Source organism: Steroidobacter sp. (assembly GCF_016790065.1).
Lineage (GTDB): Bacteria > Pseudomonadota > Gammaproteobacteria > Steroidobacterales > Steroidobacteraceae > Steroidobacter.
In genome coordinates this window covers 1-17,935 of the sequence record NZ_JAEUPY010000541.1, presented here as the reverse complement: position 1 = coordinate 17,935, position 17,935 = coordinate 1, and the positions used below count along the sequence as shown (strand labels likewise).

The following is a 17,935-nucleotide window of genomic DNA, read 5'->3' as shown; positions in this document are numbered from 1 at the left end:
GTTCTCTTCTCACAGCAAGGCTACTCGGCGAGGCTATTGGGCGAGGCTACTGGGCCGTGTTGCCGCCATCCACGAGCAGCAGATGGCCAGTAATGTAAGACGATTCGCGGGAGGCCAGGAACAGCACCGCGGCAGCGATTTCCTGCGGCTCGGCGAAACGCTTCATTGGAATGTGCGCGCTCGCCTGGCTGATGGCTGCGGCACGTCGATCGGCGTCGCTGTCCTCGAACTTGTGCAGCCAGCGATCAACGAACGTGTCACCCGGACAGACTGCGTTCACTCGAATGCCCGCGGCAGCATGATCGAGTGCCATGGCCTTGGTCATCATGGCGACCGCGCCCTTGCTCATCACGTAGGGCAGCGCGTTCTGTCCGCCGACAATAGCCCAATCGGAGGCGTTGTTAACGATGGCGCCGCTGCCCTGGCGTTGCATGTGTGGAATCGCCAGCCGGCACATGCGCCACACCGAGGTGACGTTGATGTCGAGCGTCGATTGCCACAGATCCTCGGCGGTCGTCAGCGCCGTGCCGCGGCTGACGATGCCCGCGTTGTTGAATAGGACATCGATGCGGCCAAACTCCTCGATCGTGGTGTTGATGGTTCGTTCGCAGTCCTCGAGGCGAGTGTGGTCGGCTTCGACAAAGACACAGCGTGCGCCCACCGTGGCGCATTCGGCTTGCACCTGTTGGCCCAATTCTGCGCGCCGGCCGGTGAGCACCAGAGCAGCCCCTTGCTTGGCAAAGGCCAGCGCGGCGGCCTTACCTATGCCGGAGGTGGCTCCGGTGACGATGACTACTTGATTCGCGAATTGGTCGTTCAAAGTGGTGCTCCTCGGGGTCCGACCAGCAAGGATCTCAGAAAGTCGAGGCGACTCGAATGCCAATGAGGCCCCAGTCGGTGTTCGACGAACACCACGAACGGCCTGCGGACGTGCAGAATAGCGAGGCGCCATGGCAGTACCGCTCAGGAGCACCGGCCGATGTCGGAAGATCGCTTGCAACAGTCGTCGGTGACGACTCCGCTACCGTCACGCAAGGCGCTGCCACCTTTCGAGGCGCTGCGCGCCTTCGATGCGATCGCGCGTTTGGGGGGAGTGCGCCGTGCCGCGGAGTATCTTTGCCGCGATCACGGCGTCATCAGCCGGCACCTGCGAACCATCGAAGAATGGACCGGCACACGCCTCATTGACCGCACGCCCGGCGGTGCCGTCCTCACAGCCGATGGCCTGCGCTATCACAAGATCGTGGCTGGCGCGATGGATGCCATTGCCAACGGTACCGTAGATCTGATGAGGCGGGGTGACAATCACCGCTTGCGTATTCGCTGCATGCCGGGGTTCGCACTGAACTGGCTCTCTGCGCGGCTGGGTGACTTCGAACGCTCGCATCCAGGGCTCGATCTTGAAATTCGGCCCACCGATCGCAGTCCTGACCTGCTATCGAACCATGCGGACGTCGACATCCGCTTCGTCGCCGAATACGGCGTGCAACTGGAGATTCCGCCAGAATGCCGCAGTGTCGAGTTCGCGAGTTCGCCCATCGTTGCCGTAGCAACGCGTGACTACTTGGCTCGATTTCCGCAGATCCGTGAACCGCGCGATCTGTTGAAGCATCAGCTGATGCATGAAGACAACTTCGATCGTTGGCGCAACTGGCTGGCGAGCCATCATGTCTATGACGATGCAGAGCTCACGGGGCCGCGCCTGTGGCAGGGACATTTGACGCTCGACGGTGCGCGGCATGGGCGCGGCGTGGCGCTCACAAACTACCTGTTGGCTGCGGATGATCTAAAAAATCGTAGCTTGGTCGAGATTGGCAGCGAGTTGCCGAGCTTCATGCCGCGGGCCCTCGGAATTTGGCACCTGATTACCAAGCTAGATCGCACCGACGCGTCGCCTGTCCGTCATTTCCGCGAATGGTTACTCAGTGTGGTTCGCAAGGAACATCCACAGCTGGTGCCGCCGACTTGATTTAGCTGCGCTAGCGGTGAGCGCCATACACCGCTGCCTCCAGCATACGCACCCGGCTTCCATCAGCCATTGGCTATATCTGCGTCACCCACTGACGCAACCCGATGGAACAATCGATGAAGCTCTACCGTGCCTTGCCCTGCATCGTCGCCACGATCCTCGCGCTTCCCGCCGTGGCAAGCGCCGGCGCTGGAAAAACCTGGGTGGCATGTGCCACAGCCACCAAAGCAACGAGCTGTGGCTTTACGGGCAACGGCGCGATACAGGCTGCGATCGATGCCGCTGTCGACGGCGATACGGTCCTCGTGAAGGCTGGAACCTATGTGCCCGAGAAAACGCGCGATGTGACGTTTCGGGACGAAGACAACAACGTGGTCATTCGCGCCTTCATCGCGATCGAACACAAGTCGCTGACGCTGCGCGGCGAGCCCGGCGTAGTGCTGGATGGTCGCGACGGTGTGCCGTCTGCCGCCATGGGGATCAAAGGTGCGCAAGTAAATATCAGCCACATCGCGATTCGTGATTTCAAGTTGGCCAGCAAGGAAGATCCGGTTTACGACGGCCACGGCACTTACATCATCGACTCCCTCGCTACGCTCGAAGATGTCAGCATGGAGCGGCTACCGAAGATGGGGCTGAGCGCACGTGGCACCAGTGCCGTCAGTGCGACGGGCATGCGCATCATCGATGGTCACGTGGGTGTGTTCGTTCGCGAATCGGCGCAATTGCGACTGTGTAACTCCATCGTCAGAAACAACGAGGCAGGCGTCGGCGCCGCTGCCAACGGCTCAGTGAGACTCTATAATTCCGTCGTCGCTGGCCACTCGAAAAGTGGCTTGGGATTTAGAGGGCAATCGACGGTCTACGTGACCAACTCGATCATCGTCAATAACAAACCGTTTGGAGTCAGTGCCACCGACAGCGCTCATGCGTGGGTCCGTTACAGCGTTTTGTTCGGCAACGAAGCAGCAACCAACACTCCGCCAGAAAAGGATCAGCTCAACCTGGGGGCGGGCATCGTCGAACGCGATCCCCAGCTCGACGCCCGCAGCCTCCCGGCGAGTGCGGTAGCCGCGATGCTGGTCGGCGATCCGGAAGTGCATGTCTACCGCGGCGGCGCGGCGGGCTCCCGGCTCGGTTTGCAGAACATCGCCGGTTGCGCGCAGGCGCTCTAAGCAAAACATCACATTTGCGGAAGGCGCGGATCGCCATCGCGCCTGACCATCAACAATGAATCATGCAGCGATCTCGAACGTGGCCGGGACTGATATCCCGGACGCCTCGGCCCAGCAACGGCTGCGAGCCATTTTCGGTGGTTCGATTGGCAACCTGATCGAGTGGTACGACTGGTACGCCTACGCCGCTTTCGCGATCTATTTCGCACCGAGTTTTTTCCCGAAGAGCAATGACACGGTTCAGTTGCTCAACACCGCGGCGATATTCGCCGTGGGTTTTTTGATGCGGCCGATCGGTGGCTGGGTGTTGGGTCGCTATGCAGACCGGCGTGGCCGCAAAGCGGCGTTGACACTGTCGGTCACGCTGATGTGCTTTGGGTCACTGATCATCGCAGTTACGCCGACCTATGCGTCGATCGGCATCGCCGCTCCTGCCTTGTTGCTGGTTGCCCGCTTGCTGCAGGGATTCAGCGTCGGCGGCGAATATGGCACCAGCGCGACCTACATGAGCGAAATCGCTACCGAAGGCAACCGCGGTTTCTACTCCGGAATTCTCTACGTCACGCTGATCATGGGGCAGTTGCTGGCACTGGCGGTGCTGATGGTGCTGCAATTCGCGGTGCTCGATGCGCATCAACTCGAATCCTGGGGCTGGCGAATTCCGTTTGCCATCGGCGCCGTGGCGGCGCTGGCCGCACTGTATTTGCGGCGTAACTTGGTCGAAACCGACGCGTTCCAAAAGAAGTCCGCGGCCCCCGAGGCGGGCCAGCTGAGCCTGTTGCTGCGCTACCCGCGCGAAGTGCTGATCGTGATCGGGCTGACGATGGGCGGCACGCTGTTTTTCTACACATTCACGACTTACATGCAGAAGTTTCTGGTCAACACGGTTGGCCTGAGCAAAGGCGAGTCGACCCTGGTGTCGAGCGCCAACCTGCTCGTGTTCATGTTGCTGCAACCAGTGATGGGGGCGCTGTCGGATCGCATCGGCCGACGCCCGATGCTGATCGTGTTCGGCGTGCTCGCGTTGTTTGCAACCGTCCCGCTGTTGTCGGCGCTGGAGCAGGCGCGCGACGCCTGGACAGCTTTCTTTCTGATCCTGATCGCACTGACGATTTCGTCGCTGTATAGCTCTATCAGCGCAGTGGTGAAGGCCGAGCTGTTCCCAGTGGAGATTCGCGCACTCGGTGTCGGTTTGCCCTATGCCATTACTGTCTCGCTGTTCGGCGGCAGCGCCGAGTACATCGCGCTATGGTGCAAGTCTATCGGGTATGAAGGACTGTTCTACTGGTACGTGACGGCCTGCGTGTTCTGTTCGTTGCTGGTGTACATTTTCATGCGAGAGCCGCAACGCGAATCGCGAATTTAATGCGTGGGGGCCATGCTCGTTACTCATTCGCGCCAAACGGCGCTGACGCGTGCCGGCCGCGACAATGCCTGACAGGATTTGATCCTCGTTGCAAGAAGGGAGCGAGCAGTCATCAGTTTGAGGCGATGCTCGATTTTTAAGATCACGAAATGTCGCTCAAGGCGCCGGCGCGGCCCAAGGACGCAAAGGGAATGTTATCGCCCCGGTATCGATCGCCGGCTGTGTCTGCCTATTCTTCAGTCTGCCGGAGTCGACCCGAACCTTCTTTTTTACATGGAACGTTGCCGGCTTGGCTTGGTATGCAGTGGTAACTGGCTAGGGCGGATGGTCTTCTTCAGCAGATCATCGCTTGAGCGCGTTGACGCAGTACGTGGTGAACTACCACGAAGAGCGTAATTATCAGGGGTTGAATAATCTCCTCCTGAAGGATTCCAATCGCCCTATCCATCGAGGTGGTCAAGTAGAGCGCCGGGAGAGACTCGGTGGAATGCTCAACTTCTACTATTGAGAAGCGGCGTGACGCCTGAATTTTCAGACACTACGGGGTCTCGCACGGGTTGCGGATTTCGTGAAGAGCATCGACCGTTGAGTGCGGCCGGGATCCCCGCCGCTCCCTGTCAGGGGCCGCACTGAGTTTCATCCCGTCAGGTTGTAACGACTGATCTTGTTGTACAGCGTCTTGCGGCACACGCCTAGAAAGTTCGCGGTGCGGCCACGATGAAACCCGTGGCGCCATAACGCGTCGAGGATGATGTCGCGCTCCGACGTCGGGAGGGGCAACTTGGCCATGGGCGCGTCGAGAAGATCGGTCACGGCGCGTTCATCGACACGCGCGCCAGTGTCGGCGGCGAGTAACCGTGTTGCGAAAGAGCGTAGTTCTGCGAGGTTCCCCGGCCACTGATGCGTCTGCAGCCTGCGCAGCGCGGCGGGCGACAGTGTAGGCGCGGCATGCTTGCCGGCGCTGATCTCCGCCACCAGCACGTTGAGGATCTCTTCGAGATCCTCGACATGTTCGCGCAGCGGCGGAATGCAGAGTTCGCGGGATTCGAGTTGCCGATGCAGCTCGGGGTCGAGGGTGTCCTGTTCGAACAGTCGCGCGATCGGCTGCGAGGAAATGAACAACACCTGCAGCGCGCCCGTCCGCTCGCGCTTGCCGCCCACCGGACGGAAACGACCGCGTGCCAGGAACCGGGCGATACGACGCTGGATGTGTTTGGAAACATGTTCGAGGCCTCGGATGACGAGACCCGGCACGTCCGGTCTGGCGGCCGCGCCCCGCGCGGCGCGATTGCCGGCGTCGGCGTGGCCGAAGATCGCCATGAGCATGCGTTGCGTTGACATCTCACTGGCATCCAACGTGACCAGGCGACTCGAATCGCCGCCCGACAATCGAAACAACGCTTCGGCGGTGAGCTGGCGGCGACTGCCGCGTTCGCCGCTGATGACGAACGCGGGTCCGCCCGAGGTGCGTAGGAATCGGTTCGCGGCTTGCAGGAACGCGATCATGCGTGACGATCGCCCCACCACGCCGAGCGACTTGCCCAGCTCGAGCAACTCGCGGTCGTGCTCCGCGCTGCGACGATTCGCCGCGGCCGCTCCCTTGAAACGAAGCGTTTGGTTGATCACCGCGTCTTCCAGCGGCAGGCGGTCGATGCTCGAACCGCCGACATAGCCTCTGATGTGTGCCGCCCGATAGATGGGCAGCAGGTCCTCGGTGCTCTCGATGGGACCGCCTTCGAGCAGCAACAGCGTCTGCGGATTCTCCCGCTGAACGACCTTGGCGATCTCCCGCATCAGCATCGCGGCTTCCGATAAGGTGACGTTGCTCCGTGGGCCGCGACGGCCGCCGGAGGTCCAGCCGATATCGAAGCAGATCATGTCGCAGCCGGCGGTCGCGGCTTGTCGGGCCTGCGCGCGCGTGCGAACGTGAGCGACGCTCCATAGGTCGAGCAGTCGAGCGGCGCCGAGCAGCTCGAGTTCCTTGCGGAATCCCAGGCCGCAGCGATCCATCGCGGCGATGACCTCATCCGGATAGTGAACCACCGAGGGGAAGTTCATGATGCCATCGAAGCCCAGTTCGGCGACGTGGCGCGCGATGTCGGCAGCGGAGCGATCGGGCGACATGGCCGAAGCGCCGAAGAACACCGGGATGGAGCACCGCCCCAGGAACTCCGCGGGACCGAAGCTCTCCACGAATGTATTGGCATCGCGAATGGGTAACATGCAGGCCACCGAGGCGGTGCCCATCAGGCGCAGCCGCCCGGCATTGAGGGCGAGCACGAAGTCCGCGCGGCCATGCTCGGCCGCTTCGGCGAACAAGCCCGATCCCACGGCCGCGCCCACCAAGAATTCATCGCGCGCGTGCACTTCTAGAAAGCGCTCGCGCAGCTGTTGTCGTCTGCTGGTCATCGAACACCGGTTCGCAATGGTTGAAAGTTGCCACGCCGCGCCTGGGCAATCCACGCTCGAGAAGGCCCGGGGCAGGGAAGTTGCTGCGGTAACCGGGCAGTTACCCAATCCTACCCAACCTTGCCGAGGCCTGTCCCATACAGCCGACCGCCGCTGCATATAATTTACGAGAGTATGTCAGCCACGTCGTTACCACCCGCGCTCGCCTATGTCATTGGTACGTTCGATACCAAGGCGACCGAGTTGCGTTATCTCGCTGAAGAGTTGCGACGGCAGGGAGTCCGCGCGATCACGGTCGACGTATCGACGTCCCGGGCGGAGTCTGCAGAGACCATTGCGCCGCTCGAGGTCGCGCGACATCACCCGCAGGGAACGGAGGCCGTATTCACGGGTGATCGAGGTTCGGCGATCGCAGCGATGTGTGTGGCGCTGGAACGCTTTCTACTGAGTCGAAGCGATGTCGCGGGCGTGATTTCCGCGGCAGGTTCGGGGGGCACTGCGCTGGTGGTGCCGGCAATGCGCGCTTTGCCGATTGGTGTGCCCAAGGTGTTGGTGTCCACGATCGCGTCGGGCGGCGCGGCCAGTCATCTGGCCGGCGCGTCCGATCTGTGCTTGATGTACTCGGTCACCGATGTCCTGGGCATCAATCGAATCTCCTCGCGAGTGCTGTCCAATGCGGCTGGCGCGCTGGCCGGAATGATCGCGGCGGCAGCAGCGGTTGCTCCGCGGATCAAGCCTGCGCTCGGACTCACGATGTTCGGAGTGACTACGCCGTGCGTACAAGGCGTGATGCAGGCTTTGTCTGGCGAGTACGACTGCCTGGTGTTTCATGCGACCGGCCTCGGCGGCCAATCGATGGAGAAACTGGTCGAGTCGAAACTGCTGGCGGGCGTACTCGACCTCACCACCACCGAAGTGGCGGACAAGCTGGTGGGCGGCATCTTCCCCGCGACCGAGGATCGCTTCGGTGCCGTGATTCGCAGCGCCGTGCCGTACGTGGGATCGTGTGGCGCGCTCGACATGGTGAACTTCAGTGCGATCGACACCGTGCCGGAGGCGTTTCGCGCTCGCAAGCTCTACCGGCACAACCCGCAAATCACCTTGATGCGCACGAGCGTCGCCGAGAACCAGGCCATGGGCGAGTGGATCGTCGCACGTTTGAATCAGATGACCGGCCCGACGAGGTTCCTGCTGCCGTTGGGTGGTGTCTCCAGCATGGATGTGCCCGGCGGCGCCTTCCATGACCCTGAGGCCGATGCCGCGCTGTTCGCAGCGATCCGGTCGGGATTCATCAGCACGCCGCGGCGTCGCTTGATCGAGGTGGACCATGCCATCAACGAGCCGGCATTCATCGCCGCGGTGGTGGCGAACTGCAATCAGGTGATGACGCCTTGATGCACCTTTTCACAGACAGACGACGAAGGCGCGGTAACGCGCGGCGAAGGATGGGCGATGGCACGTTTTGAGCGAGCTGAACTCCTGGCGCGATTCCGAGCCATGATCCGCGAGGGCCGGCCCATCATTGGTGGCGGCGCCGGCACCGGCCTGTCTGCCAAGAGTCAGGAAGCCGGCGGCATCGACCTGCTGGTGATCTACAACTCCGGTCGCTATCGCATGGCTGGCCGTGGCTCGCTCGCCGGCGTGCTTGCTTACGGCAACGCCAACGAGATCGTCATGGACATGGCGCGCGAGGTGCTGCCGGTCGTGACCAAGGTACCGGTGATCGCCGGCGTCAATGGCACCGATCCTTTCATGCACCTGGATGCCTTCCTGGATCAGCTCGTGACGGTGGGCTTTTCGGGCGTGCAGAACTTTCCCACGGTCGGTTTGATCGACGGCACGTTCCGCCAGAATCTCGAAGAGACCGGCATGGGCTACGACCTCGAGGTCAAGATGATCCGCCGCGCGCACGCGAAAGATTTGATGACCACCCCTTATGTATTCAACGAGCGCGAGGCGGTCGCGATGACGGAGGCGGGGGCCGACATCATCGTGTGCCACATGGGACTTACCACGGGTGGCTCGATCGGCGCGGTGACCGCGTTGACGCTGGATGATTGCGTTGAGCAGATCAACCGCTGCGCGACAGCTGCCAAGCGCGTGCGCTCCGACGTGATCGTGCTGGTGCATGGCGGACCGATCTCCATGCCTTCAGATGCGCAGTACGTGCTGGCGCGCTGCCCTGGCTGCCATGGCTTCTACGGCGCCTCTTCGATGGAACGCTTGCCGGTGGAAACGGCGATCGCTAATCAGATCCGGTCCTTCAAGGACGTGCGGACTACGTTGTGAGGTGACGATGAACGTTCATGTGAGTTCTGTGATCGATGCGCCCATCGAGGTGGTGTGGGCTGCGGTGCGCGACTTCAACGCGCTGCCTCAGTGGCATCCGAACATTCTTGCAAGCCGTATCGAAGACGCTCGCGCCGTGGACGCGGTGGGCTGCATCCGCAACTTCCAGCTGCAGGACGGTTCGAGCGTTCGCGAGCAACTGTTGACGCTGTCGGATCGCGAATACCGCTTCTGCTACAGCATGCTGGAATCGGAGCTGGGGCTGTACGACTACATCTCCGAGTTCTCGCTGCAACGGGTCACCGATGGCAATCGCACCTTCGCGGTGTGGTCGGCGCAGTTCCGCACCGAGCCAGGCCGCGAGCAAGAGAAGGCCACCATGGTAGGTCAGGGTGTGTTTCAGGTCGGCTTCGACGCCCTGAAGAAAAAACTCAATCGTTAGCAGTTTCCAAGGCCGCGCCTGTCGCGCGTGCCGGTCACATTCGGGTAGGGGGTTTAGATGTCAGCAGGCGCCGACTACGATCGCTCGCGGTTGTTCTGGATCGGAGTGCTCGCGTTGTTCACCGCGGCGCTGGCGTTCTCTTTGCGAGCCGCGGTTGCCGACGAACTGCGCAGCCTGTACCTCGTGCCGCTGGATCCGACACATTCGTTCACGCTCATCGCCGAAGCGCTCGGCGCATCCTTTCTCGGATTCGCCGTTACCTTGTTCGCCTGCTGCGCGCTGGTCGACGTGATCGGCATGAAGCGCTTGATCATGCTGGCGGCGCTCGGCTTCATCGGTGGCACGCTGCTGATCGCCTTTTGCGGAATGCTCGGCACGGGGTACGGCGTGTATTGGGTCATGCTCGCCGGCATGGTGCTGCAGGGAATGAGTTGGGGCTTCGTCGAGGCCACCATCAATCCCATGACCGCAGCGCTTTATCCGGAGGACACGACTCATCGCATGAATGTGCTGCATGCGTGGTGGCCGGCCGGACTCATCGTCGGTGGCTTGTGGGGGCTGGCCGTGCACGCTATGGAGCTGCACTGGCGGATCGCGCTGGTGCTGATTCTGCTGCCAGCGTTCGTGTTCGCCGCGCTGGCGATCACTGCCAGGTTTCCGGAAACACGGCGCGTCAAGGACGGCATCAGCTTTGGCGACATGTTGCGCGAGGTGTTTCGGCGGCCGTCGTTCTTTATCTGGTTCGGCGCCATGTTCCTGACTGCGGCCTCGGAACTCGCGCCGGGGCAGTGGGTGGATCTGGCGCTGACGCGCATCGTCGGCATGCGTGGCATCGTCCTTCTCATCTATGTCAGCGGGCTCATGTTCGTGATGCGCCACTTCGCTGGGCCGTTGGCGCACCGCCTGTCTCCCACTGGCTTGTTGCTCGCCTCCAGCGCCCTGACAGCGATCGGTCTTTACCTGCTCGGCATCGCCAATTCACCCTTCACCGCGTTGGTCGCGGCTACGGTGTGGGGCGCGGGCGTGTGTTTCATCTGGCCGACGATGCTGGCCGCTGCCGCAGACAACTATCCTCGCGCGGGTGCTTGGGGTATCGGATTGATCGGAACGGCCGGTGCGTTGTCGATCTACTTCGTGTTGCCTCGACTGGGCGCGCTGTACGACCGAGCCAAACTGGAAGCGGCGGGCGGCGCCGAACAGCTGGCGCTACTGTCAGGTCCGGAAATGGATCGAGTGTTGGCGGAAGCGGCGCGCGTGTCGTTCCACACGGTCGCTATCCTGCCGATGATCCTGATCGGTGTGTTCGGTGGATTGTGGCTGCATGCGAGGCGTAGTCGCTCGCAGGCATCGGGCTACGCGAGGCCGGAGTCCAGCCACTCGACCCAGTGACGCACGGGCACCTGTGCGCCATTGGCGAGATGCGTGATGCAGCCGATGTTGGCGGACAGGATCACCTCTGCTTGGGTGGCATGCAGCGCTGCGAGCTTGCGATCTCGCAGCTGCATGCTCAGCTCGGGCTGCAACACGGAGTAGGTGCCAGCCGAGCCGCAGCAAAGGTGGCTCTCCGCCAGCGGCGAAATTTCCGCGCCGAGTTGCCTGAGCAGTTGTTCGACGACCCCGCGAATTTTCTGCCCGTGTTGTAACGTGCAGGGCGGATGAAACACCACTCGCTCCGTCTTGCGGGACTGAAGCAGCGTGCCCAACGTCTCGGCATGCGGCGCCAGGATCTCGGCGAGATCGCGCGTCAGTTCGACCACCCGCCGGGCCTTTTCCGCGTACGCCGGATTATCGCGCAACAGGTGGCTATATTCCTTGACCATGGCGCCACAACCCGACGCATTCATCACGATGGCTTCGGCGCCAGCCTCGATGTACGGCCACCATGCATCGATGTTGTTTCGCACCTCGGTCAGAGCCGCTTCGTGATCATTCAAATGGTGTTTGATGGCCCCGCAGCAGCTGGCGCGCGGTGTGATCGCTTGAATCTTCAACGCATTCAGAACACGCGCCGTGGCGGCATCGATATTGGGTGACATGGACGGTTGCACGCAGCCGATGGGCAGCAACATCTTGCGAGCGTGCGTTAGCTGTGGCCACGCGCCCGCGGACTGACGCTCCGGCACTTTGGCGCGAACCGACTCGGGCAGCAGTGCTCTGACGGCCTGGCCGGCGCGCATCGCGGGGCCGAACAGCTTGCTGGTGAGACCGTGTTTCAGCGCCGAGCGGGCCACGCGCTCGATCGCCGGGCGCGGAATTTTTTCTTCGACGATGCCGCGACCGATATCGAGCAAACGGCCATACTGCACGCCCGAAGGGCAGGTCGTTTCGCAGGCTCGGCAGGTCAGGCACCGATCGAGATGCAGCTGCGTGCTCCTGGTGGGCTCGACGCCTTCGAGGACTTGTTTGATGAGATAGATGCGCCCACGAGGACCGTCCAGCTCATCACCCAGCAGCTGATAGGTCGGGCACGTCGCCGTGCAAAAGCCACAATGCACGCAGCGGCGCACGATGTCCTCGGCTTCCTTGCCTTCGGCGGTGTCCTTGATGAAGTCGGCGAGCTGCGTTCTCACGAGAGTGCTCAAAGCGTGGGATAGAGGCGGCCGGGATTGAAAATACCGGCGGGATCGAACTGCGATTTCAAGCGTCGATGAATCGTGGCCAGCACGGGCGACAGCGGTGTGAAGGCGCCCGCCGAACGATCGCCACGGCGAAACAACGTCGCGTGACCGCCGGCCCGCTGGGCGCAGTCACGCACTTGTGCCGCGTGTTGATCCGTTCGCAACCAGCGCAAGGCGCCGTTCCATTCAATCAGTTGCGGACCGCCGATCGACAGTGACGGTGCGGTCGATGGCACGGACATGCGCCACAGTGGCTGGTCGCCGCCAAAGAAGTCATGTGTCTGCTCGCGAACGCTGATCCAGAATGCGTCCGCCGCCGCGTCGTCGACATCCTCACCGCCGAGCTGAGTGCAGGCGGCTGAAACGGCCGGCGCGGCGCCTGCGAGCCGCAGGTACAGCGAACCTTCGTGCCATGCCGACGCCGACAAGGGCAACGGCCGACCCGTCCAGGTGTTGAGCTGGTCGATGGCCTCGGCCTCGCTCATTTCGAAGCGACGCGTGCGCTCTGACAACGGGCGGGGCAGCACCTTGAGCGAGACTTCCACGATCACACCGAGCGTTCCCAACGAGCCGGCCAGCAGGCGCGAGACGTCGTAACCGGCGACGTTCTTCATGACAGTGCCGCCGAACGACAGCAGCTCGCCGCGCCCATCGATGAGCTTCGCGCCGAGCACGAAGTCGCGCACGCTGCCATACGTTGGCCCGAACGACACGCGTCGGGGGCCGGCCAGGCCGGCAGCGACGCAACCACCCACGGTGGCGCGAGTCCCGAAATGCGGCGGCTCGAAAGCCAGCATCTGTCCATTCTCGGCGAGCAACTGTTCAAGCGTAGCCAGCGAAGTACCGGCGCGCGCGGTGATGACCAACTCCGTGGGCTCGTAATCGACGATCCCGGCGACGCGGCTTGGGTCGAGCAATGTTCCTTCGGGCCGGTTGCCATAGAAATCCTTGGTGCCGCCAGCACGAATGCACAAAAGCGTTCGCGCGGCGGCTGCGGCGCGAATGGTCTCGCGCATTTCGCTCAGTGCGTGGTCCATCAGAAGCGAGGCAGGTCGGGAAATTTCAGATTACCGGCGTGCACGCGCATGCGTCCGTACTCGGCGCAACGATGCAGGGTCGGCACGACCTTGCCGGGGTTCAACAAGCCGGTGGGGTCGAACGCGCTCTTCACCGCGAGGAAGACATCGAGCGTGGCTCGATCGAACTGCGAGCACATCTGATCGAGCTTTTCCACGCCGACCCCATGCTCGCCCGTGATGGTGCCGCCCATGCGCACACACAGCTCGAGGATTTCGGCGCCGAACGCTTCGGCGCGCGCGACCGAATCCGGATCGGCGTCGTCGAACAGGATCAGCGGATGCAAATTGCCGTCACCCGCATGAAACACGTTCGGGCAGCGCAGCCCGTATTTGGGTTCCAGTGCCTGAATGGCCTTCAACACTTCGCCGAGGTGACGGCGAGGAATGGTGCCATCCATGCAGTAGTACGCCGGCGACGCGCGGCCCGCGGCGGGGAACGCGTTCTTTCGTCCGGCCCAGAAGCGCAATCTTTCGGCCTCGCTGTTCGAGACTTGGATGCGCGTAGCACGTGCCGCGCGGAGCACTGCAGACATGCGCTCGATCTCATCGGCCACTTCTTCCGGCGTGCCATCGGACTCGCATAGCAATACCGCGGCGGCATCCAGATCGTAGCCGGCGTTCGCGAACGGCTCGACCAGGCGACTGGCGGCTTGATCCAGCATTTCGAGGCCCGCTGGAATGATGCCGTTCGCTATGAGAGCTGCGACTGCATCACCGGCCTCACCGAGGTCCGCGAAGCTGGCCATGATGCAACGAGCGGTCTGCGGCACGGGCACCAGGCGCACCGTCACTTCCGTCGTCACCGCGAGCATGCCTTCCGAGCCAATGACCAACGCCAACAGATCCAGACCCGGCGTATCGGGCGCGAGACCGCCAAACTCCACCGCTTCGCCTTCGATGGTCAGGCCGCGCACGCGCAGAACGTTGTGCACGGTCAGGCCATACTTCAAACAATGCACGCCTCCGGAATTCTCCGCGACGTTTCCGCCGATGGTGCAGGCGATCTGACTGGAGGGATCGGGCGCGTAATACAGCCGATACCGGGCGGCGGCTTCACTGATCGCCAAATTGCGTACGCCTGGCTGCACTGTCGCGGTACGAGCGCGTGGATCGATGGACAGGATACGGTTGAATTTGGCGAGCGACAGCAGGAGTCCAGCGGCGTGGGGCAGGGCGCTGCCGGACAGCCCGGTGCCCGCGCCGCGTGGGACCACCGGAATGTTCAGTTCGTGACACAGCTTCAGAATGCGCGCGACCTGTGTTTCGGTTTCCGGTAGTGCCACCACCATGGGCAGTTGTCTGAACAATGTCAGACCGTCGCATTCGTAGGGCCGTGTGTCTTCTTCGCGAAACAATACCGCCGCGTCGGGCAGGAACGCTTTCAACGCAGCGACCAGGCTGAGCTGTTTCATCGTATCCACGGGCCGCGTGCGTACTTCAGGCGAGCAGTACGCCGCTCGCGCCCGCGCTCTTGGCTTGTTCCATCGAGACCTTGCCTCGATCCGCCATGAGGATCACCGGCACTGCCGAGGCCACTACGGCAGCGATCGCCGAGCAACGACGCAGCATGCGTGCGACATCGAAGCGGCCGCTCTTCTTCCAGAGATCGAAGCCGGGCGCGACGAATACGGCCTCCGGCTGCAGTCCATCGAATGCGGCCACTGCCTCGGGCAGCGCGACCGCGATCGATACTCTGTAACCCTGTTTCGAAAAGCGCTGCAACGTTTCGCACTCCTGGCGCACTCCTAGATTCACGCTGTCGAGCGTGCCGCCGAAGTGCTCGCCGTATTGAGATGTCGTCGGCCAGTTGATGACTCGGTCATACCCTTTGGCGCGCAATGCCGTCATCAGACCGGTGCCGCCGATGAACGGATCGGCCGCGAAGATCGCGAACAACGGCGACCGCGACTTACCACGATCCGGCAGGTCCGCGAGCCGTTGCGCGAGGTCCGCATTGTGATCGCGATTCGGCGCCAGCCCGCTGAGCAAGGCACTCAGGTTCTCGCAGCGACGCGCCGGCCACACCACTTGATTGGGCTGTAGCGTAGCTGAGCGCAGACCAGGATCCGCGTCGACCAAGGTCCATTGGGATGGAATCTGCGAAGGGGATGACATCGTTACCCAATATTACCCAGGCGATGAAAAAATCGATAGCACGAGGCGCGTCGAGACACCTATTGTGCGCTCACAAATGAACTGGTGACATTGCGATGACGACAGGTTCCGTAAACGCGCGACGCATTGCCCCGCTGATCGCAGGCGTGCTGTACGCAGCGGCCGGCCATGCCGGCGATCGACAGCCCGATGTGATCGTCGAAGCTGCGCAGATCGCGGATGCGGCGCGCGTCTCGGTGGTTCGCACGGAAGATACCCGGCCCACCTCACAGCAGGCCTTGAGCGCGCTGACGGAGCGCCTCGCCAATGTGCATGTGAGCAGCGGCGGCGCCGGCTCCTATGGCGATCTGTTCGCGGTGCGCGGCCTTTCCAACACGCCGTACTTCAGCGATCCGACCGTGTCCATCTATCTGGACGACATTCCGTTGGGCGCCGGCTTCAGTTATCCGACCGTCGTCTTCGGTTTCTTCGACGCGGCCCTGCGTCGCGGGCCGCAAGGAACATCGTACGGTAGGGCGGGGCAGGAAGGTGTCCTGCAATTGGTGTCCGCGGATCTATCGGCGAGTCGCGATTCGATGGAGCTGCGCGCGGGTGGTGGCGATTTCGGTCAGCGTTCCACCGCCATGACGGCGCAGCTCAGCGGCGCGAATACCGCCGGATCCATAGCCGCCGCGTACAGCGAACGCGATGGCTTCGTGCGCAATACGCAGCTCGACCAGACCGTGGACGATCAGCGGCGCGCCATGCTGACGGCGCGGGGTCGGTGGCGTGCATCCGACGACGTGCAGCTCACGGGGCAAATAATTGCGAGCCGTCAACGTGACGGCGCGCAGCGGCTGGTGCCGCTCGACGGGCCTTACTTCACTGTCGACCGGGAGAAGGAAGGCCGCGCCGACGTGGATTTCTTCGGTGGCGCCGTGCGCGCCGATATCGAGTTGAACCTGGGGAGGTTGAGTAGCATCACGAGCTACACGTACGCGGCGCTCGACCCTTATGAGAATCACATCGTGCTGCCGCCGGGGCTCGATGCTCACGTCGTGCAAAAACAGAGCGCGCTCAACGAGGAACTGCGCCTGGAGGGCGCTCATGACTCGGGGAGCTGGCTGCTGGGCGCTTGGTTGTCGGGCGCGGAGACTGACGGCGAGGTCGAGCGCGCATTGACCCACTTGTTTCCTATCGAAGTGTCGCAGTTCGAGTTGCGCGATCGCGCGCTGGCCGTGTTCGGCGAGTGGCGCAGCGAGCTTGCAACGGATTGGCACGTCGTCGGCGGTTTGCGCGCCCAGACCTCGCGTCGCGAGTTCAGTCGCACGGAGCGCATCCCGGGCGTCGGCCGATTCGCCGACGGCGAACGGTTCTCGGCGGTGTTGCCCAAGCTTGCGTTGAGCCATGCGCTCACGCCTGCGACCACGCTGACCGCGACGCTGGCCTCGGGCTACAAGCCCGGTGGCTGGTCCGCCTATACCGACGATGTGACGCTGGCCCGATTCGACGCCGAAACCAGCAAGTCGCTCGAGCTCGCGGCGACGAGCGAACTGCTGCCCGAGGTACTTCATCTCACCACGCGCGTCTTCGTCTATGACATTCGCGACTATCAGATCGAACGATCGTTCAATGCTAGTGATTACCTCGTCGTGAACGCGCCGCGTGCGAGATCGCTCGGCGCGGAGATCGAGGGTCGGTGGCGGCCGGTGAGCCCGTTGACGATCGCTGCGTCGCTTGGTTACAGCCGTGCGACGTTGCGCGAGTTCACGGATCCATTCACTGGCGTTGTTCATGACGGAAGCACCGCTCCCTACGCGCCCGAATACGATGCAAATCTCTCGGCGCTGTATGAGGCGCCCGCAGGTTGGTTTGCGGCCGGCGAGGTGTCCTCCACCGGTCGCATCTATTACGACGAAGCTGAAACAGCGCAGTTTTCACAGCGTGCGCGCACTTCGCTCGCAGCGCGCCTGGGCTATCGCGCGCAGCGCTGGCGCGTCACGCTTTATGGCGACAATCTCACCGATGAGCGCTACTACACGATGATCGTACCGGGCGTAATGCACGGCGTGCCGGGTGCGCCACGCACCTGGGGGATTGAACTCGCGGCTACGGTGCGATGAGAAGGAATCGTTTCATGTATCGATACGAACGTCACACCACGTCCGCGAGGCACACCTGTCCGTGTGCCTCGACGTTCGCCGCGCAATCCGCTGATTCGAGGTCGCAATGCTGAAGCCAGCCCAGGTTCTGATTCTGATCCTGTGCGCGGCAGTGCCGCCGCTGGCTGTCCCGCATGGCGAAGTTGGGCACGTGCATGGCTCCGGTCCTCCGTCGGGCGCGTCGGCGTCGCAGACAGTCACCGGGCCGAAGTTTGAGAAGCAGGTGCTCGACGAACACTTCTGGAGCGAAGGTGCCGCCATCGGCGATATCAACCGCGACGGCAAGAACGACATCGTCGCCGGACCTTTCTGGTACGCCGGTCCGGATTTCA

14 protein-coding genes and 1 pseudogene are annotated in these 17,935 nt (G+C 62.7%); 9 read left to right on the top strand and 6 right to left on the bottom strand.

The features are described 5' to 3' along the window. Window positions 1-46 precede the first annotated feature (46 nt). Window positions 47-820, bottom strand: coding sequence for an SDR family NAD(P)-dependent oxidoreductase (locus JNL55_RS22485; RefSeq protein ID WP_293859237.1), 774 nt, complete (start codon window positions 818-820; stop codon window positions 47-49). A 159-nt stretch (window positions 821-979) separates the two neighbouring features. Between JNL55_RS22485 and JNL55_RS22480 the strand changes: the two genes are divergently transcribed. From JNL55_RS22480 to JNL55_RS22470, 3 genes are all read left to right on the top strand, one after another. Beyond that, window positions 980-1,969, top strand: coding sequence for a LysR substrate-binding domain-containing protein (locus tag JNL55_RS22480; protein ID WP_293859234.1), 990 nt, complete (start codon window positions 980-982; stop codon window positions 1,967-1,969). A 116-nt stretch (window positions 1,970-2,085) separates the two neighbouring features. After that, the gene (locus tag JNL55_RS22475; protein ID WP_293859231.1) at window positions 2,086-3,144 is read left to right on the top strand and encodes a right-handed parallel beta-helix repeat-containing protein; all 1,059 of its coding nucleotides are present in this window, start codon (window positions 2,086-2,088) and stop codon (window positions 3,142-3,144) included. Window positions 3,145-3,199: 55 nt separating this feature from the next. Beyond that, window positions 3,200-4,510: an MFS transporter gene (locus JNL55_RS22470; RefSeq protein ID WP_293859228.1), complete on the top strand. Its 1,311-nt coding sequence runs from the start codon at window positions 3,200-3,202 to the stop codon at window positions 4,508-4,510. Window positions 4,511-5,146: 636 nt separating this feature from the next. On the opposite strand, the gene JNL55_RS22465 is transcribed toward JNL55_RS22470, so the two are convergent. Continuing rightward, window positions 5,147-6,919, bottom strand: coding sequence for a phosphoenolpyruvate hydrolase family protein (locus tag JNL55_RS22465; protein WP_293859225.1), 1,773 nt, complete (start codon window positions 6,917-6,919; stop codon window positions 5,147-5,149). A gap of 174 nt (window positions 6,920-7,093) precedes the next feature. Between JNL55_RS22465 and JNL55_RS22460 the strand changes: the two genes are divergently transcribed. The 4 genes from JNL55_RS22460 to JNL55_RS22445 are packed head-to-tail and all read left to right on the top strand — an operon-like array spanning window position 7,094 to window position 11,039. Next, on the top strand, window positions 7,094-8,314 hold the full coding sequence (locus JNL55_RS22460) for a Tm-1-like ATP-binding domain-containing protein (protein WP_293859222.1): 1,221 nt from the start codon (window positions 7,094-7,096) through the stop codon (window positions 8,312-8,314). Between the two features lie 57 nt (window positions 8,315-8,371). Next, window positions 8,372-9,208, top strand: a complete 837-nt coding sequence (locus JNL55_RS22455) for a phosphoenolpyruvate hydrolase family protein (RefSeq protein ID WP_293859219.1) — start codon at window positions 8,372-8,374, stop codon at window positions 9,206-9,208. A 7-nt stretch (window positions 9,209-9,215) separates the two neighbouring features. Beyond that, entirely contained in the window at window positions 9,216-9,650 is a 435-nt protein-coding gene (locus tag JNL55_RS22450) for an SRPBCC family protein (protein ID WP_293859216.1), read from the top strand. Window positions 9,651-9,707: 57 nt separating this feature from the next. Further along, window positions 9,708-11,039 carry an MFS transporter gene (locus tag JNL55_RS22445; protein ID WP_293859213.1) on the top strand — a complete coding sequence of 444 codons (1,332 nt, stop codon included), beginning with the start codon at window positions 9,708-9,710 and terminating at the stop codon, window positions 11,037-11,039. On the opposite strand, the gene glcF is transcribed toward JNL55_RS22445, so the two are convergent. From glcF to JNL55_RS22425, 4 genes are read right to left on the bottom strand one after another with little or no spacing between them, the layout of a single operon-like run. Continuing rightward, window positions 11,003-12,220, bottom strand: coding sequence for a glycolate oxidase subunit GlcF (gene glcF, locus JNL55_RS22440; RefSeq protein WP_293859210.1), 1,218 nt, complete (start codon window positions 12,218-12,220; stop codon window positions 11,003-11,005). The genes JNL55_RS22445 and glcF overlap by 37 nt on opposite strands. Before the next feature lie 8 nt (window positions 12,221-12,228). Continuing rightward, window positions 12,229-13,305 (bottom strand): glycolate oxidase subunit GlcE, encoded by a 1,077-nt coding sequence (gene glcE, locus JNL55_RS22435; protein WP_293859207.1) that lies wholly within the window; start codon window positions 13,303-13,305, stop codon window positions 12,229-12,231. Next, window positions 13,305-14,759: an FAD-linked oxidase C-terminal domain-containing protein gene (locus JNL55_RS22430; RefSeq protein ID WP_293859204.1), complete on the bottom strand. Its 1,455-nt coding sequence runs from the start codon at window positions 14,757-14,759 to the stop codon at window positions 13,305-13,307. Before JNL55_RS22430 ends, glcE begins: the two co-directional genes overlap by 1 nt. A 25-nt stretch (window positions 14,760-14,784) precedes the next feature. Further along, entirely contained in the window at window positions 14,785-15,462 is a 678-nt protein-coding gene (locus JNL55_RS22425) for a hypothetical protein (protein WP_293859201.1), read from the bottom strand. 95 nt (window positions 15,463-15,557) lie between these two features. Between JNL55_RS22425 and JNL55_RS22420 the strand changes: the two genes are divergently transcribed. Next, a complete protein-coding gene (locus JNL55_RS22420; RefSeq protein WP_293859198.1) occupies window positions 15,558-17,564 on the top strand; it encodes a TonB-dependent receptor in 2,007 nt (668 codons plus the stop codon). 106 nt (window positions 17,565-17,670) lie between these two features. Beyond that, window positions 17,671-17,935 (top strand): annotated as a pseudogene (locus JNL55_RS22415) (hypothetical protein); the annotation flags it as partial.

Bases quoted from the DNA above. Each gene is read 5' to 3' on its own strand.
- JNL55_RS22480 (WP_293859234.1), top strand. From the start codon at position 980: ATGTCGGAAGATCGCTTGCAACAGTCGTCGGTGACGACTCCGCTACCG.
- JNL55_RS22475 (WP_293859231.1), top strand. From the start codon at position 2,086: ATGAAGCTCTACCGTGCCTTGCCCTGCATCGTCGCCACGATCCTCGCG.
- JNL55_RS22470 (WP_293859228.1), top strand. From the start codon at position 3,200: ATGAATCATGCAGCGATCTCGAACGTGGCCGGGACTGATATCCCGGAC.
- JNL55_RS22465 (WP_293859225.1), bottom strand. From the start codon at position 6,919: ATGACCAGCAGACGACAACAGCTGCGCGAGCGCTTTCTAGAAGTGCAC.
- JNL55_RS22460 (WP_293859222.1), top strand. From the start codon at position 7,094: ATGTCAGCCACGTCGTTACCACCCGCGCTCGCCTATGTCATTGGTACG.
- JNL55_RS22455 (WP_293859219.1), top strand. From the start codon at position 8,372: ATGGCACGTTTTGAGCGAGCTGAACTCCTGGCGCGATTCCGAGCCATG.
- JNL55_RS22450 (WP_293859216.1), top strand. From the start codon at position 9,216: ATGAACGTTCATGTGAGTTCTGTGATCGATGCGCCCATCGAGGTGGTG.
- JNL55_RS22445 (WP_293859213.1), top strand. From the start codon at position 9,708: ATGTCAGCAGGCGCCGACTACGATCGCTCGCGGTTGTTCTGGATCGGA.
- glcE (WP_293859207.1), bottom strand. From the start codon at position 13,305: ATGGACCACGCACTGAGCGAAATGCGCGAGACCATTCGCGCCGCAGCC.
- JNL55_RS22430 (WP_293859204.1), bottom strand. From the start codon at position 14,759: ATGAAACAGCTCAGCCTGGTCGCTGCGTTGAAAGCGTTCCTGCCCGAC.
- JNL55_RS22425 (WP_293859201.1), bottom strand. From the start codon at position 15,462: ATGTCATCCCCTTCGCAGATTCCATCCCAATGGACCTTGGTCGACGCG.
- JNL55_RS22420 (WP_293859198.1), top strand. From the start codon at position 15,558: ATGACGACAGGTTCCGTAAACGCGCGACGCATTGCCCCGCTGATCGCA.